Annotated in this window: 14 protein-coding genes; 2 read left to right on the forward strand and 12 right to left on the reverse strand. The window is 37.8% G+C overall.

Annotated features, from left to right (window positions below):
* The first annotated feature begins 13 nt into the window (after positions 1-13).
* Together O1449_RS09005 and O1449_RS09010 are read left to right on the forward strand one after the other, a co-directional pair.
* Positions 14-913, forward strand: a complete 900-nt coding sequence (locus tag O1449_RS09005) for an ABUW_2363 family tetratricopeptide repeat lipoprotein (RefSeq protein WP_269238110.1) — start codon at positions 14-16, stop codon at positions 911-913.
* Between the two features lie 119 nt (positions 914-1,032).
* On the forward strand, positions 1,033-3,051 hold the full coding sequence (locus tag O1449_RS09010; RefSeq protein ID WP_269230169.1) for an esterase/lipase family protein: 2,019 nt from the start codon (positions 1,033-1,035) through the stop codon (positions 3,049-3,051).
* 48 nt (positions 3,052-3,099) lie between these two features.
* Here the strand turns inward: O1449_RS09010 and ahpF are convergent, their stop codons facing one another.
* The 12 genes from ahpF to O1449_RS09070 all read right to left on the reverse strand — a co-directional run bounded on the left by ahpF (position 3,100) and on the right by O1449_RS09070 (position 16,352).
* Positions 3,100-4,665 carry an alkyl hydroperoxide reductase subunit F gene (gene ahpF, locus O1449_RS09015; RefSeq protein ID WP_269238111.1) on the reverse strand — a complete coding sequence of 522 codons (1,566 nt, stop codon included), beginning with the start codon at positions 4,663-4,665 and terminating at the stop codon, positions 3,100-3,102.
* A 130-nt stretch (positions 4,666-4,795) separates the two neighbouring features.
* Complete coding sequence (locus tag O1449_RS09020; protein WP_269230167.1) at positions 4,796-5,710, reverse strand: hypothetical protein; 915 nt, start codon at positions 5,708-5,710, stop codon at positions 4,796-4,798.
* Between the two features lie 27 nt (positions 5,711-5,737).
* Positions 5,738-6,862, reverse strand: a complete 1,125-nt coding sequence (locus tag O1449_RS09025) for a toxic anion resistance protein (protein WP_269230166.1) — start codon at positions 6,860-6,862, stop codon at positions 5,738-5,740.
* A 12-nt stretch (positions 6,863-6,874) separates the two neighbouring features.
* Positions 6,875-7,651 (reverse strand): tellurium resistance protein, encoded by a 777-nt coding sequence (locus tag O1449_RS09030; RefSeq protein ID WP_269230165.1) that lies wholly within the window; start codon positions 7,649-7,651, stop codon positions 6,875-6,877.
* Positions 7,652-7,777: 126 nt separating this feature from the next.
* Positions 7,778-8,191, reverse strand: coding sequence for a PaaI family thioesterase (locus O1449_RS09035; protein WP_269238112.1), 414 nt, complete (start codon positions 8,189-8,191; stop codon positions 7,778-7,780).
* Between the two features lie 62 nt (positions 8,192-8,253).
* Entirely contained in the window at positions 8,254-9,237 is a 984-nt protein-coding gene (locus O1449_RS09040; RefSeq protein WP_269238113.1) for a fatty acid desaturase family protein, read from the reverse strand.
* 107 nt (positions 9,238-9,344) lie between these two features.
* Complete coding sequence (locus tag O1449_RS09045) at positions 9,345-10,142, reverse strand: PaaX family transcriptional regulator C-terminal domain-containing protein (RefSeq protein ID WP_269230162.1); 798 nt, start codon at positions 10,140-10,142, stop codon at positions 9,345-9,347.
* Between the two features lie 105 nt (positions 10,143-10,247).
* Complete coding sequence (locus O1449_RS09050; RefSeq protein WP_269238114.1) at positions 10,248-11,048, reverse strand: undecaprenyl-diphosphate phosphatase; 801 nt, start codon at positions 11,046-11,048, stop codon at positions 10,248-10,250.
* A gap of 129 nt (positions 11,049-11,177) precedes the next feature.
* On the reverse strand, positions 11,178-13,067 hold the full coding sequence (locus tag O1449_RS09055) for a M48 family metalloprotease (protein ID WP_269230160.1): 1,890 nt from the start codon (positions 13,065-13,067) through the stop codon (positions 11,178-11,180).
* 103 nt (positions 13,068-13,170) lie between these two features.
* A complete protein-coding gene (gene purF / locus O1449_RS09060; RefSeq protein ID WP_269230159.1) occupies positions 13,171-14,709 on the reverse strand; it encodes an amidophosphoribosyltransferase in 1,539 nt (512 codons plus the stop codon).
* 40 nt (positions 14,710-14,749) lie between these two features.
* On the reverse strand, positions 14,750-15,343 hold the full coding sequence (locus tag O1449_RS09065) for a CvpA family protein (protein WP_005215519.1): 594 nt from the start codon (positions 15,341-15,343) through the stop codon (positions 14,750-14,752).
* Between the two features lies 1 nt (position 15,344).
* A complete protein-coding gene (locus O1449_RS09070) occupies positions 15,345-16,352 on the reverse strand; it encodes a quinone-dependent dihydroorotate dehydrogenase (RefSeq protein ID WP_269230158.1) in 1,008 nt (335 codons plus the stop codon).
* Between the last annotated feature and the right edge of the window lie 162 nt (positions 16,353-16,514).

Genomic DNA, 16,514 nt, shown 5'->3' on the forward strand with positions numbered 1-16,514 from the left:
ATGGATGTAAAGCATGAATTTTAAGCCTTTGGCACTTCTTGTACTTTCAACTTCTTTTTTAACAGCTTGTGGTACTACGCCAGTAAAAAAAGAAAAAGCTGCTGAACCTTTTGTATTCAAAGAACCTGATCCAACTCCCCCATTTTACGCTTTAAATCCAGTTAAATATGATGCTCCACCAAGCTTTGAAGTTGCAATTAAAGATGCATCGGCTCAACCTGTAACAAAAATGGTTGTTTCACTTCAAGGTGACCCATCAAAATCAACCACCCTTGAGGTGAATAAATTAATCGTCCCTACGACTGATCAAAAGCAACGTAATATGAAATATGCGGTGCTTGCTGGTGATAATGAAGTAGATGTCACTGAAATTGATGATTTTCTTCAATTGGTTGAAGGTAAAGCACGTCACTACCCACCACGTTTTACGGAACGCCAAGAACGCAAAGGTTATGAGGCAAAACTTCGTGAAATTACGCAGAAACTCGATGCTTTAGCAGAAAAACCAAATGCTTCTCTGGATGTACTTACTCGTGCATTTAAAGCAAGCGTTATGGCACGTAATATGGACTTAGGTACAGCCTATACAACCAAATCACTCAACTACGCACAGCGTATTCTTGCGATTAGCCCAAATGACCCTGAAACTAATTTCTGGTTTGGTTTTGGTCTATCTGAAGGTGGCGGTCAACGTGAAGCGATTCCATATCTAGATAAAGCGATTAAAGGCGGTGTACAAGAAGCTTATCTTTCTGCTGCAAATAACTATCTCTGGTTAGAGCAAAAGAAAAATGCGATTCAAACACTCAAAAATTATAAAATTAATTATCCAGATGAAGCCGAAGTTGCAGATCAACTTATCAAAGAAGTTGAATCTGGAAAACGCTGGAATGTTTGGCAAGTACTCAATTAAAGATTTGTGATTTTGTAAAAATAGACTGTTCAGAACGGTCTATTTTTTCAAGTTGATTGAAAAAACATCTTTTTTTCGTATTATAGCTAGAATCTTCCAGCTAAATTTGCTCCTTGATAATGCAAGCATCTAATTCAAACAAATATCTATTTGCCTTTACGCTGTTATCAACTATTGCTTTAAATGGCTGTCAGGTCGTTAGCCTCAAGCAACAAGCGGTTGATGTCACCATAGCCAATGAACGTAATAGCATACTAACTCAGAAAAAGTTAAGTGAAGCGAGCCTGAACGTCTTATCGATGTCAGGTAAAGAAGCAAAAATTTGTATGCAATCCCCGAATGAATGCATTGCAGATCTACATAAAATTCCTCAGATTCAAGACGAACAATTATTGTCGACAGCCAGTGAACTATATCTTGCTAAAGCCATGTCACTGTCGGACTCCTCAGAATGTAAAATCAGTAAATTGCCTAAACACAAACCCGCTGATGAACAAAAGCTCATTCAGCAAAATTATGAAAGTTGTTTAGATCAGAAGCTTGAAGCTTTGGATAAAAGTATTCGTTATAGTTATGCGTATTTATTCAAAACATCACGTCAGCCACAAGAACGACTTTTTGATAACCGCCAAGTACAAATTCGAGATTTCTACAATCAGGCACTTACTCAATTGGTGAATGGTCATAGTTTAAGGAATCCATCGACCAATCTTACCCCAACGATTAAAATTGGAAAAAGTACTTATACAATTGATATTCAAGCATATCAACGCCTACAAAATATGAAACTGGAAAAATTTATTTCCAGTTACAACATGAATTTTTCTGGATTAAGAGCGATTAACCGCCGTGATGGTTTCGGTTCTGATTTTGTCGCAGTCTTTCCATCGACCGACTCATCATCACAAGAAAATAAATATATTCTTAATCCTTTAACTCATGATTATCCTAAAGGGATAAATCCGAATATCCATAAAGCACGCTATTTAGCAGCCACAATTATTGCTCAACCTAAAAAATCGAATGCAACGATAGAAGATGTTTTAACAAACCCGAATTTTGAAATTAAGGTTTATGATCCTTATAGCGTTGAGAAAGTAGAGATTGCAGGTAAACCATATTCATTAGCAGCAAATTTTTCTGCACCCTATGGTTTATGGCTAGCAGAAAATAATTTAGGTGCGGCTGCGTATTTGACCTTAATTGACCGCGATCAGCATTTGGCAATGCCGCATCTCTATATGTTGGAACCCTATAACCCAAATAAGAAAATCATTGTATTAGTACATGGTCTAGCAAGTAGCCCTGAAGCATGGATTGCGGTAACTAATGACATTATGGGTGATGCAATATTAAGAGAACATTATCAAGTTTGGCAAATTTTTTACTCTACCAATATGCCAATTTTAGAAAGCCGTTTTCAAATTTATGCTTTATTAAAACAAGCATTTGGTTCACTTAATCCCAAAGATGCGGCGGCTCAAGATGCAGTTTTAATTGGGCATAGTATGGGTGGAATTATTAGTCGACTTTTAGTGAGTGATGCAGATATTTCTAAACAAGCTTTAGAATTGATGAATAATCGCCAACAAACACGTCTAAGAAAACACCCTGTCATTGGTGAAAGACTCAAAATGAAACCAATTGAAAATTTTGATCGAGCTATTTTTCTCGCAGCACCACACCGAGGGACAGACTACGCAGACCGTTGGTTTACTCTAGCAGCAAGAAAAATTATTAAACTTCCTGCAACTTTCTTAACGACCCTTGCAGATACGCTGACCAGTGATGATGTTGATTTAAAAGATTTTGTCAAAACACTGACTAATGATGTCATTCAAAATGGACCAAGTGATCTAAGTAAAAAATCTAAATTTATGGAACTGACAGCGAGTATCCCACCCGAAAAAGGCTTGGTTTTCCATTCTATTATGGGCAATATTACTAAAAGTGATGATCCGAATGTGATTACAGATGGCATCGTTCCATATAAGAGTGCACATTTAGATGGAGCAGTTTCTGAGAAAATTTTTACGGGTGGTCACTCTATTCAAGAAACGCCCGAAGCTGTGTTAGAACTTCGTCGCATCTTACGCCAACATTTAGTTGATCATGGTTTATATAAACCGAAGAATTAAGCACAATAAAAAAGCCCCAAACAATTGGGGCTTTTTTAATCAAATCATTTAAACATCAGAGCGAATCATATAGTCAAAAGCTGATAGAGAAGCTTTCGCACCTTCACCTGTCGCAATAATGATTTGCTTGTACGGCACGGTGGTACAGTCCCCCGCAGCAAACACACCTTTGACATTGGTTTCATTTCGATCATTGATCACAATCTCACCACGATTGCTGAGTTCAACCGCACTGTTCTTCAAGAAATCGGTGTTTGGTAATAAACCAATTTGTACAAAGATTCCTGCAAGTTCGACCGTATGCTCAACATCAGTCGCGCGATCTTTATATTTCAACGCCGTCACTTGTGAACCATCACCGACAACTTCAGTACTAAGCGCATTCAAAATCACAGTAGTATTTGGCAAGCTGTTTAACTTGTCTTGCAACACTTGGTCTGCACGAAGCTTGGTATCAAACTCCACCAACGTCACATGCTCTACAATGCCTGCAAGGTCAATCGCTGCTTCTACACCAGAGTTACCACCACCAATCACCGCAACACGCTTGCCTTTGAAGAGTGGGCCATCACAGTGGGGGCAGTACGCCACACCACGGGTACGGTATTCTGCTTCACCCGGTACATTCATTTCTCTCCAACGTGCGCCTGTAGACAGAATAATGGTTTTCGATTCAAGCTTTGCTCCATTTTCCAATTCAACTTCAACCAAACCATTGGCGGTTTGATCTGCACCTGTGATTTTACTCACGCGTTGCAAGTTCATTATGTCCACACCGTACTCACGAACATGCGCTTCCATATCTTGAGCAAACTTCGGACCTACCGTTTTTTGTACTGTGGTGAAGTTCTCAATGTCCATGGTATCCATGACCTGACCACCAAAACGTTCAGCCACGATACCTGTTTTGATGCCTTTACGTGCTGCGTAGATCGCTGCTGTACCACCTGCAGGACCACCACCAATCACCAATACATCAAAAGCCTCTTTCGCATTGAGTGCTGCGGCATCTTTCTCAGCAGAATCAGTGTCTAGCTTCGCCACGATTTCTTCCAAAGTCATACGACCTTGTCCAATATGTTCATTGTCTTGGAACAGCATTGGCACAGCCAAGATTTTACGTTCCTCAACTTCTTCTTGGAAAAAACCACCATCAATCATGGTCGCAGTTGCATTCGGGTTATAGATTGCAATTAAATTTAAGGCTTGAACCACATCTGGACAGTTATGGCAGCTTAAAGATACAAACACATCAAAGTTTGATTTTAAATTTAAACCTTTGATCTGAGTTAATACTTCATCAGAGACTTTAGGGGCATAGCCTGACACTTGTAATAAAGCCAAGATCAAAGAAGTAAACTCATGTCCCATCGGTAAACCAGCAAAGAACACACGTGGTTGTTCACCTGCTTTAGCCACACCGAAACTCGGACGGCGAGCGTTTGAACCATCAAAACGCGCCGTAACTTGGTCAGAAAGTTCTGCAATTTCAGTCACGAGTTCTTTGATTTTTGCGGCTTTGTCTGATTCATCTAAAGCAGCAACCAACTCGATTGGACTTTCTAAACGTTCTAAGTAAGTTTTTAATTGAGTTTTAATATTTTGATCTAACATGTATTTCTCCAAATTCTAAGCAGTTCAAATCAGCTAAATTCATTCAATGAAGCTATAGTACGCAAAATGTATAAATAGGTAAAACAGTATGTTTTTATAAATTTAATCGGATAAACCGAACGATAATTTATCAAGCATCCAATTTTTGGATAATTCGAACACGACGATTTTTAAAGTTTTTGGCAAGCACATATAAAACCGTACTTAAAGCGACAGCCAATACAATCAATCCCCATAAAATTAGCTTCACAATCTGAGAAATACGCTCAGCTTGTTGCGCACGGATATCTAAAGGTTGTGTAATTGAGGTGATACTTTTACCGTAGAGCTGTTGCTGCATGACCCATAACTGTTCAGACTTAAAATCATATTGTTTAAACTGAATCGGGTTATTCTTCTCAGCGACAATCAATTGATTCACATAGACATTGGCAGTTTTACGATCGACAGGTTGATGCAATAAAGCCACTTGTGCCAACACATAGGCTTTTTCAGTCGATGAAATGTTGGACTGCTGTAAATCTTGAGCAATTTGACTTTCAACAATATTATTTTGATAGCTCATCCATTGTTGATACGCCTGCTTGGTTTCATCTTTCCAATCATATTGAATGTAGCTCAGACCAGACCAAAGCAAAATAAAGGCAATAATCCAAGCCAAAACTCGTTGTGTCCATGCTTGGAAACGTTGCTGAAAAAACTTAAATTTCTTCATCCAACTGAGCAGTAAAAATGCCCCAATAAACGAAACCAAAATTTTTAGAAACAACCAACCAAACCATGATAATAAATTAAAAAAATAATCGACTGGTTGTTTAAATGGCACCAATTCTTGAACATGATAAGGCAAATCTAATGCCTGAACATGCGTGGAAAGATCAAAGAACCGATAGATAAATTCTTTTTGGAAAAATAACGATGCAACTGTAATAACGACCAATGTACAGGCTAAAATAAACCAGATCATTAAGTGACGTTGACGTTTTTTTAATGCATCTAAACGTTGGTCAATCGGTTGTACACTAAAATCGTTTATGGGTGACAATGATCTTTCCTTCAAAAATTAACAATATCAAGATTTTGGTGGCTGGCTATGCTCAAGCACTAAATGATTTAAATTCTCTTGCAAAGCACGTAAACGTGTTGTTGCTTCCGCACGCTTTTGCATCCCTTCTTTCTGGATCTGAATCACATCATTTACAGTTTTAATGAGGGTGTTTTGCACATGTTCAAGTGTTTCCACATCAATCACTGAACGTTGATTCGCTTTCGCAGTATCGACTGAATTTTGATGTAATAATTCAGCATTGCGACGTAATAATTCATTCGTTGTGTCATCAATAGCCTTGGCAAGCTGGACACTATTCTTTTGCTCTTGTAATGAGATCGCCAAACTAATCTGATTTTTCCATGCTGGTAGCGTAATATTTTTAATGGCATAGAACTTATCTACCAACATTAAATTATTCGATTGGATGATCCGAATCATTGGCAAAGTCTGCATTGCAGACTGTTGTAAAACCTGCAAATCACTGACTCTTTTCTCAAGATTATTCGCCAAATGATTAAGATCATAAATCTGTTGCGTCGTTTGTCGATCCTGCTCTTGTGATGTGAGCATTGAGATCTGTTGCTGAATATCCTGCTGTTTTAATTGCCCTGCAGCAATATAAACACCAAGCTGTTTATATTCATCCTGTACCGCATCAAACATTTTATCTAAGGTTCCAACCCGAGCTTTCAACCCCGATTGAGAACTTTCAATTTCTTGAACCAATACATCAATCTGCTCTTTAGTGGTATTAAAATGCTGATCAAAATTTTGTTTAGCACTTTTAAACTTACTCAGTAACCCGCCAAAAAACCCAGAGCTTTTTGATTTATTCAAAATACTTGAAGTATTCAATTGCTGTGCGACTTGCACTACCTCATTAAGTTTTTGTCCAGTCGTGTCCAAATCTTTATTCTGAACAAGATTTAACAGTTCATCGGTATAAGTTGAAGTTTTATTCGCAATATTTTTGCCATATTCCGCCACCACTGTGGTGCTGATATCTGCCAGTTCTTTATGTGCATCCATTACTTCTGCAAGATCATGTGGTTGCAATCCTAAATCTTTTAAATTCAACTGTTCAAAACGTTGCTCAGGCTTCACTTCAAGCTGATGAGATAATTTGCTAATTTCTGAATCTGACATCTTTTTTCCCTCTTATTTCTGTAATGATTTTTTCAAATTTTTAATTAAATCTTCTCGACTTTTATCAAGCTGATCAAGTGTATTTGTTGAAGTCGATGCTGTACTTTGTTTAACGTGATATTGCCATGCAGGAATCAAAACCTGTTGTGCTTCTTTAAATCGATCTAGCAAGCCAAAAGATAACTCTTGTGATAACTGCATTTGTTTCATCGCAATATCATTACTCGCTTGTAAGGTTTGTAAGGTATTTATTTTTTTCGAGAGCCGTTCAACAAAATGGTCAAGCTTTTGCTGTTGCGTAAACTGAGGATATTCTATTAAAAACTCATCAGCGGCGCGGATATAAGTGGCCATCTGTTCTCTTAAACCTAAAGCTTGCTGTAGTCGTGATTGAGATTTTTGGATTTCGATCTGTAATCGCTGACTTAAATGATTTGCTTCATTGATTAAACGCTCAAGATCTTTGACAAACTTTACTTGTCCAGCATCATATTCAACATCTATACCTAACCATTTTTGCAACGCGTTAAAACGACGGCCACCTAAATGTTTTTTGGAAATTGAAAGTTGCTGAATAATCTGGGTAATCACTTCACTCAATTGCTGATTCAATCTAGGGTCAACACCATTCAGTAATACACTTTGAGCTTGAACTAAATGATCTGCATAATGATTCAAACGATGTGGATCATTGAGTAGAGGAAGTAAATCATTACGTTTAATCGCTAAAACATGTTCTTGATTTGATTCAATTTGCGATAAGGGTATGAAGTCGAACGATTGCGTCATATTAGCCGAGTATAGTAAGAACAAATAAATTTGAACATAATTAGTTTTAGCATGTTCTTACTCTTTCGCATACTTAAATGTTGTTATGATTTTTAAGTGTTTTTCTCAATAAATTTTCAAAACTTATCACTTTTGTGGTAATGCATAAGTCCCAATCACATGTGCTACAGGCTCATCATCATCCAAAGAATATAACCACACTTCACCTGTCACCAATGTTTTACCAACTTTGATTAATTTACACTCAGCTTTAATATCTTGATTTCCATTCGGTTTACGGAAAAAGTTAATCGTCATATTGGTGGTCACAGCCATAGCAATTAGACCTAAATGCCCCATAATCGCAACATATAACGCGAAATCAGCCACCAACATCAAGGTTGGACCTGATACGGTTTGACCTGGGCGTAAATCGTTCTGATCGATTTTATAAAGTAACTGTGCACCTTTAGGACTAATCTCTTCGATAGTTGTTTTTTCGAGTGCTTGAGGAAATTCCTGTGCCAAAAAATGAGTAATTTCATGCTTACTAAGCGCCATAACAATACATCCCAAATGAATTAGATTATTTTTAAATTATGCCTAAAACTATAAACAAACATTTAATCAGCTTGATCTGAAAGTTCATTTAAGACTTGCCAATAACTAGGAGGCTCAGGCACATGCCCACGCTCTAATAACATCTGGTGCATTCTAGGTAACTTAAAATATGGAACTGTTGCCATCAAATGATGCTCTTTATGGTAATTGACATGGATAGGCGCAACTAAAGCACGGGCAAGATAACCAGCCTTTGTGGTACGTGTATTGGTTAAAGCACTATGACTAGTTGGCATACCCGCATGTTCAGCCATAGAACGAATACGTAATAACAATGGAAAAGGCGTTAAATATGCCAATACCCAAAGTGCATACAGTTTAGGATGACCCGCTGCCCACAATACTGAAAATAAAGCAGCATTCGTTGCAATCGCACCACCACTATTTTTTAAGAATGTTTTGGGATAATCTGTCCAATGACGCCCCTCTTGAGAAATCCAACGACGGTCATTTGACACCGTCCATTCCATTTTCTCAACATCCATTAGTACACGTCCAAGTGCAAATTTTAAGCCCGTTACCCCTGAAACATCACGAAAAAATTTACGCATCAACGATTTTTTTGAGGTTGGAAAACCTTCAACAAGCGACAAATCAGGATCATCCACAGTAGAAGTCTTACTATGATGACGTAAGTGATGCGCACGATATTTGTTTAAATCATTCCAAATCGGGCGAGCACAAAGCCAATCTGTGGCAATATCATTCAGCCATTTGGTTTTAAATAAGCTTTGGTGTGAAGCGTCATGCATAATAATTGCAAGCGCAAGTTGACGACCCGCTAATATTACCAATGCAGCTATACACATCAGTAATTTGCCCCAGACAGGTAAATACTCCCATGTACTGGCAAGCGCAGCGAAGGTTCCACCAATGACTGCCCAAGTTGATAAAACAGCCCAACTACCGTGTAAATCTGACTTTGTTGTCAATTCTGTGATTTCTTCTCGTGTGAACAAATCACTTATTGATGTCCGTGTATTCATATCCCTACCCTACAATTTTTCTATTTCTATAGATACGTAAATATGATTTTTATTTTAAATTAAGTAATATTTCTGTCAATATATTAAAATTAATTATTTAGTAATATTTATACTAAACTGATTTCATAGAATCGTTGCCACAATTCCAGTCCAGTCTGATCCAATTGCTGAACACTTAATGCAAATTGATCACGTAAATGAACATCAACAAAATCCTCAGGTAATAATGGATCATTCATCAGCAAAGAAATGGTCTGCCGACCAAGCAATAGCGATTCTTTAGCAGCAATATCTAAGCTTAATTGCTCAACTGTCTCCAACCACTTTTGAATCATTTGACTATATTTTTTATAGTTTTGGTTAAGCGTTTGAGTGGGCCAAAGCTTCGGAATTTTATTTAATGTTGTGGTGTCGAAATGATTGATTTGGCAAATTTTGGCGCTTTTTTCTAAGCCAGAAGCTTGTAATCCCCCAAATACCTCTTTAAAAGAAATGGCTAAATTATCAGGGCGAATATAAATACCTTGTTCTAACTCTTTAAAACCGAAGTGCTTTAATGCGCGTTCTCGGCGGTTTAAAGCTGTACGATCAACCCGCCCTAATTCACCCGTAAAGACAGCTAAGTATTGATGATCCCATTGTTTTGTTTGCTTAATTCCGTTTTTACGGTTCAACATCACATCGGCCCATTCGTGTGATTTAGCCGTAAATTGATATATACCGCGCTCAATCGCCTCAATCACCCCATCACTAGATAATCGGGTTACTGCGACACGAATACTATTTTCGCTAATCTCAAAAAGCTTCGCTGCGATAATAATTTGTTTAATCGAGATCTCACGACCTTGTAGCCCTAAAAGTAAATCAATGATTAAATCTCGGGCATTCATTTTAGCTATTGTCATCTTACAATCGAACCAGTTCTAAACATGAAAAAAGAAATAAAGAATAAGAATTTTAACTTAGAATCCCTCCCTTTTAGTAATTTTTCTAAAAGGGAGATTTTATTTTTATAGAAAAACAAATAATAAAATTATACCCAGTACAATCCGATACCAAGCAAATACGCGTAAAGTGTGGCGTTCAACAAATTTAACTAATGCGCTCACCACCAATAATGCCGAAATAAAAGCAGCAACAAAACCGACCCCAATATTCAACATATTATCTTGTGTCAATACATCCGCATTACGAATAAGATCAAAAGTTGCAGCCCCCAACATCGTTGGCATTGCGAGAAAGAAAGAAAATTCTGTTGCCGCTTTACGAGACAAACCTGAGAACATTCCTCCCACAATGGTAGCACCAGAACGAGAAGTCCCTGGAATCATCGCAACGCATTGTGCACAACCGACTAAAAAAGCTTGCTTGTAAGTAATTTTTGTCGCTTCAGTTGTTTTATGATCAAAATTCTTGGATTCAACCCAGAAAATAATCAGACCACCAACAATCAGTGCGATTGCGACCACAAGTGGACTAAATAAGACACTTTTAATAAAATCGACTGCAAAAATACCAATCACGACAGCAGGAAAAAAAGCAATTAAAACGCTAAAAGCAAAATGACGCGCTTCTGAATCGCCACTAAAAAAACCTTTAATCAAATCAAAAATCTTTTGTCGGTATAACCAACAGACAGCTAAAATTGCACCAAGCTGAATGACAACTTCAAATACACGCCCATCGTCAGAATGGAAGTCGATCATGTGACCAAATAAAATTAAATGACCTGTACTTGAAATCGGTAAAAATTCGGTCAAACCCTCAATAAACCCTAAAAATAAAGCCTTTAAAATTTCAATATGTTGCATAACTTACTCAAAAAATGCGTAATTCAAGATTAAAATAAAGGGCAAGCTTACCTTGAAATTAAATCATTTTATGTGATTGTCACGTAACGTTTTAAGCTTGATCTTTCTCGCTCTAATACGAGTTTATTATTAAATAATCATCAAACTATTTTTCTTTTGCATTTGTTCAACAACTTCATGTGTATCGAATCCTAAACGCCAATAAAGCAATTCTAAAACATCTAATTCATCCTGCGTGATGATACGATCGCTCCATAAACATCGCTCTGCAATTGCTAAAATATTGAGACGATCACGTAATAACAAGCCTGAAACATCATTTAAAATTTCTGCTAAATCAAGTGGTTCATCAGAAATATCTGCGTAAATCTGCATTTCTTCGGGTGCTAAAATCTGTTGCAGAATTCGTTCACGCACCTCAAGCTGATTTGGACTATTAATTTGTTGTACATGCAATAAAGCATCAATTAAATGCACAATTTGTGCTTTCACATCTTCAAATGACGTTGGTAAATGTGCAGGCATAAGATTGAGTTCACGCTTCACCCGCTCCAATAACAAAGCATCAAGCAAACCCACCTCACCATCTTCTTGAATAATACAAGCCAATTTAGTCAAAAATTGACGAGCAATACTTGTCGGCATATGCCCAATATTCTTACAGGCATCATGGAAGATTTGAACATGAATACGACCATCTAAATTCAATAAAGAATCTACGATTGCATGACTTACAGCGGCTTCTTGAGGAATGAATTCACGATATTGACGAATCATCAAAATCGCAACCATCACTTCCCTTGAACCTGTCGCCGTTTGCATCGCTCTTTGTATCAATTCTGGGCGCTTTTTATTCTTCCGCATTTCAGAATTTAAAGGCTTAATTGCATCATTCAAAGCGAAACTGATCGGCGATAAACGCAATAAAGGTAAAGGCTGTGGAGAACTCCAAGGTAAGGTCATATCTGCCATTTCTTCTTCCAAAGAACGAAACAGACTAAATAAAGGACGATTGCGTAGCTTTTTTAAATTTTCTAATTGCAAATCCTGTAACAAAGTAGGATTTAGTTCATAAATTCGATCTTTGATACTTGGATGAATATTCATCCAGCTTTGTGGGCTAAGTGAATTTGCGAAACACATATGTGAAATCGATTCTGAATACGCACTATGAATTTGCGAACCTGAATGGTGCACATAGATACGTAACAAGGTTTGAATATTGGCATTATTATTCATCAAACGCATAGTTTTCAGGTCATTACGAAAGGTTCGACCACTCAAAGTTAAATATTTAATCAACCGTGTAATCAGAATACCTAAGCTACCTGCCAACCAGATAACACCACCAATCGCAACAAAAATAGTTTCGAATTTGTTTCGATAAGACGTTGCATAAGGATTGTATCCAGCTTGTGCTAATTTACTCCCCCATTGGCTAAAAGTGGTTAAACCACTGTACAAGATTTTTAATTTGGTGTTTTCTACAGCCTCACCCGATAAAATTTGATTAAATTCATAGCTCAATAAACCATAAAGCTCTAATTCATCCAAATTTTGTAAAGCACCCCACGTTAAAATAATTACGATGTCTTGAGATCTGAAGCCTGCTGTTAAAGCATTGACGCCCACTTCATTTGGAAGTACATAAACAGCAGGTGTATCTATCATAAAACTTTGAGCAACTTGCTCTACGACTTTTAATGCTGTGCTTTCTTCGGGCGTACTCTCATCAAAAACAAGGCGTCTTGCTTTAAGTTGTTTTGCGAGTGAATGACCACCTTCACGTAAGACATACAGTTCAGCACCAACCGACCAAACCATAACGAAGAATAAAAGAAAGATGAAATATGGACTAAGAACATGCCACCAAATGGCTTGAGTGTAGTCAAAGAAATGAACGACTAAACCCAAAATCAAATTGAGAATAAAAACTGTCGACAACATAGCGAGCAAGCAAAAACTTACCGACCATGCAATATTTTTATTTTCAATTAAATAATGGCTCATTTCTTTCAATGTAAATTTTCCTGATTACATTGTTGATCTTAGAGGCTTCGAAACCTTAAGTATCATAAAATAAAAAAGCGGGAATTTCCCGCTTTTCTATAGATTTAAATGATTACTCTTCTTTAATACCTGTTAAATCAACAGAAGAAGCATCGATATTTACATCAATATAACCATCTGCTTTCTTTTTTGCTGAATCATTACGTTTCTGCTCAAGATTTATCAGATAGTCATTATCAATCCCACCAGCCACATAGATCCCGTCAAATACTGAACAATCAAATTCTCTTAAATCAGGTACTTTGCTGGTACGAACTGCGTTCTTTAAATCTTCCAAATCTTGGAAAACTAAACGATCTGCACCAATAATCTCACGAATTTCTTCAACTGTACGATCTGAAGCAATTAATTCAGATTTTGCTGGCATATCAATACCATACACGTTTGGATATTTCACCATAGGTGCAGCCGAAGCAAAGAATACTTTCTTCGCGCCAGAATCACGTGCCATTTGAATAATTTCATTACAGGTTGTACCACGTACAATCGAGTCATCCACTAACAGTACATTTTTATCTTTAAATTCAAGCTCAACTGGGTTTAGCTTTTGACGAACTGATTTTTTGCGCTGCTGTTGACCTGGCATAATGAAGGTACGTCCGATGTAACGGTTTTTCATAAAACCTTCACGGAATTTCACACCTAAAATATTAGCCAATTCTAATGCTGAAGTACGGCTAGTATCTGGAATTGGAATGACCACATCAATATCGTGCTCCTCACCCCATTCCTTCAAAATTTTATACGCCAGTTTTTCACCCATTTTTAAACGAGCTTTGTAAACTGAGATACCATCAATTGTTGCATCTGGACGAGCAAAGTACACATATTCAAAAATACATGGACGATATTCTGGATTTACTGCACATTGTTTGGTAAATAATTCGCCATTTGAATTAATGAAAATTGCCTCACCTGGTGCAATATCACGCTCAACTTTAAAACCTAGCGCTGTAATCGCAACGGATTCAGAGGCAATGATATATTCAGTGCCTTGCTCAGTTTCACGAGAGCCATAAACTAAAGGACGAATTCCGTTTGGATCGCGAAAACCAACAAGCCCATGACCTGTGATCATCGCAACAACCCCGTAAGCACCTTTACAACGCTCATGAACACGAGATACGGTGTGGAAGATATCTTCTGGCGTTGGGTTGAGTGTACCGATCTTCTGTAACTCATGTGCAAACACGTTGAGTAAAACTTCAGAATCAGAATCAGTATTCATGTGACGTAAATCTGTTTTAAACAGATCATCATGAATTTCTGCGGCGTTGGTCAAGTTACCATTGTGTGCAAGGGTAATACCATATGGAGAGTTTACATAAAACGGCTGTGCTTCAGCACTACTTGATGAACCTGCTGTTGGATAACGAACATGTCCTATCCCATAGTTACCAAGCAAAGCACGCATGTGACGGGTATGGAATACATCACGCACCATACCATTATCTTTGCGGAGGAATAAACGCCCTTGATGGCAAGTTACAATCCCTGCTGCATCTTGTCCTCGATGTTGTAACATCGTCAAGGCATCAAATAACATTTGGTTTACTGGCGATTTACCGGCAATCCCAACAACTCCACACATAGCAACCTCGCGACAAGCTAGGAACGGGGTTTAACCCCAATTAATAAAAAGGATTTTTCGTGGAATGATCAGAACGTTGATCTACTGAAGCGCGTTCTGACTCCTCCATTTCAGTCGAAGGGCGATGTAATAACGCACCTTCAGATGTCATTTGATGTATCGCTTCATTTGCAGCATCTTTTGATATTTCGGTCGCTAATGGCGCGTATGGCAATAAAATCTGTACAAATTTTGATTGCTTCCAATGCGGTGAACTATTCACCCAAGGACCGACACCCTGCATCGCAATCAAGACAATCAATAAACCTTTTAGTGAACCAAATGCACCGCCTGCTAGACGATTTAATGGGCCCAATTTTAAACTTTTCAAGAGCCCATTCAGGAATGCGGTAATAACCCACGTGCAAATCACGATGGCTAATACAATAAAAGCAAAAGCAGCAATTTTTTGTACAACTGGGTCTTGGCTTAGACTGCTCATCGCAGGTGCCCAAATGACCGCGTATTTAGCCCCAATGACCAATGCGAATATCCACCCGATCAAGTTCGCAAAGGCTTTAATAAATCCTTGACGCAAACCGTTTAGCCCTCCAATGAGCAAGATGATCAGGATGATGATATCAAGTGTGTTCATGTCACACAGTCATCGCGTTAACACAATCTTTTACTAGTGTTGGACCTGTATAAATAAGGCCACTGTATACTTGAACGAGACTCGCGCCCGCCTCTTGTTTTGCTACGGCCTGCTCACCTGAAACAATTCCCCCGACACCAATTAAAGGAATTTTTCCATCTAAAACATCGGCGAACTGACGTAAACATTCGGTGCTTTTTTCAAAAACGGGTGCGCCCGACAAACCACCAGCTTCATTACCATTTGGCAGATTTTCAACACCGTCTCGCCCTAATGTTGTATTGGTAACAATCAAACCATCAATCTTAAATTTCAATAATTGTTTAGCGATAAATGTAATATCTTCAGACGTTAAATCTGGCGCTACTTTGAGTACTAAAGGAACATAATGATTATTTTCTTTAGCAAGTTCTAGTTGACGTTGTTTCAAAGTTTGTAATAGCTCTGTAAGTGCATCGCCACTTTGTAAACTACGTAAATTCTTTGTATTCGGTGAGGAAATATTAACTGTAATATATGATGCGTAATTATAAACTTTTTCTAAACAAATCAAATAATCAGAAACCGCATCTTCAACGGCAGTATCTGCATTTTTACCAATATTAATTCCTAAAACGCCTTTAAACTTAGCAGCTTTAACATTTTCAATCAGTTGATCAACACCGTCATTATTGAATCCCATGCGATTGATGATTGCTTTCGCTTCTGGAATACGAAATAAACGTGGTTGAGGATTACCTGCTTGTGGACGTGGTGTAATGGTACCAATTTCAATAAAACCGAAACCTAATGCAGCTAGAGCATCAATGTGCGCACCATTTTTATCTAAACCGGCAGCAAGACCAACAGGGTTTGGAAACTCGATACCCATACAGCTCACTGGTTTATGTGCAGTTTTCTGATGCATCAATCCAAATTTATGCGCTGTATCGAGCATAGAAAGTGTGAGTTCATGTGCACGCTCTGGTGCCAAAGTAAACAACAAAGGGCGAGCCAATGAATATAACATACCAATCACAGTCTACTGATTTTTCAAGTAGCCGTATTATAGGCATAGGCTCAACAAAACACCATGCTTGACATATGCTTATTTTGTAGAGTCTTTGCTTTAGTGCTTCTTGATTAAACAATTTTCTGGTTTTATTCAGGTTTTTAATCTTGGTCAGGTCAT

The sequence above is a fragment of the Acinetobacter sp. TR3 genome (assembly GCF_027105055.1).
Taxonomy (GTDB): domain Bacteria; phylum Pseudomonadota; class Gammaproteobacteria; order Pseudomonadales; family Moraxellaceae; genus Acinetobacter.

Coding starts and splice junctions, on each gene's coding strand:
- O1449_RS09065 (WP_005215519.1), bottom strand. CDS start 15,343: ATGAACACACTTGATATCATCATCCTGATCATCTTGCTCATTGGAGGG.
- O1449_RS09030 (WP_269230165.1), bottom strand. CDS start 7,651: ATGACGCAATCGTTCGACTTCATACCCTTATCGCAAATTGAATCAAAT.
- ahpF (WP_269238111.1), bottom strand. CDS start 4,665: ATGTTAGATCAAAATATTAAAACTCAATTAAAAACTTACTTAGAACGT.
- O1449_RS09070 (WP_269230158.1), bottom strand. CDS start 16,352: ATGTTATATTCATTGGCTCGCCCTTTGTTGTTTACTTTGGCACCAGAG.
- purF (WP_269230159.1), bottom strand. CDS start 14,709: ATGTGTGGAGTTGTTGGGATTGCCGGTAAATCGCCAGTAAACCAAATG.
- O1449_RS09045 (WP_269230162.1), bottom strand. CDS start 10,142: ATGACAATAGCTAAAATGAATGCCCGAGATTTAATCATTGATTTACTT.
- O1449_RS09010 (WP_269230169.1), top strand. CDS start 1,033: ATGCAAGCATCTAATTCAAACAAATATCTATTTGCCTTTACGCTGTTA.
- O1449_RS09025 (WP_269230166.1), bottom strand. CDS start 6,862: ATGTCAGATTCAGAAATTAGCAAATTATCTCATCAGCTTGAAGTGAAG.
- O1449_RS09035 (WP_269238112.1), bottom strand. CDS start 8,191: ATGGCGCTTAGTAAGCATGAAATTACTCATTTTTTGGCACAGGAATTT.
- O1449_RS09005 (WP_269238110.1), top strand. CDS start 14: ATGAATTTTAAGCCTTTGGCACTTCTTGTACTTTCAACTTCTTTTTTA.
- O1449_RS09050 (WP_269238114.1), bottom strand. CDS start 11,048: ATGCAACATATTGAAATTTTAAAGGCTTTATTTTTAGGGTTTATTGAG.
- O1449_RS09040 (WP_269238113.1), bottom strand. CDS start 9,237: ATGAATACACGGACATCAATAAGTGATTTGTTCACACGAGAAGAAATC.